This is a genomic window from Pseudoalteromonas sp. ABE4_541, assembly GCF_056312285.1.
Genome location: NZ_JBSVEM010000062.1, coordinates 1 through 299, shown reverse-complemented (window position 1 = coordinate 299; position 299 = coordinate 1). Strand labels below are relative to the sequence as shown.

The window sequence follows — 299 nt, the reverse complement described above, 5'->3', positions numbered from 1 at the left end:
GAAGCTCTGTTAGCACGTTTAGCCAGAACTTAGCGCCTTCGTTTTCTGATATCCACATGCCAAGCAGTTCTTTGTGGCCTTCGATATTAACACCTAAGGCTAAGTAAATGGCCTTATTGATGACTTGCTTATCTTGGCGAACCTTAACCACTAAACAGTCGAGATAGACGATAGGGTAAACAGCATCAAGTGGCCTAGCTTGCCATTCTACGACTTGAGCGATAACGGCATCTGTAACACGAGAAATCAGTGTTGGTGATACATCAGCATCATACATTTCTTTGAACGTAGAAACGATT

The 299-nt window shown here is 42.8% G+C and carries 1 protein-coding gene; it reads right to left on the bottom strand.

The window, feature by feature from the left end; translation table 11 throughout:
• Positions 1-299: transposase (locus ACW689_RS21485; protein WP_476294454.1), on the bottom strand; the 299-nt coding region annotated here is incomplete at both ends.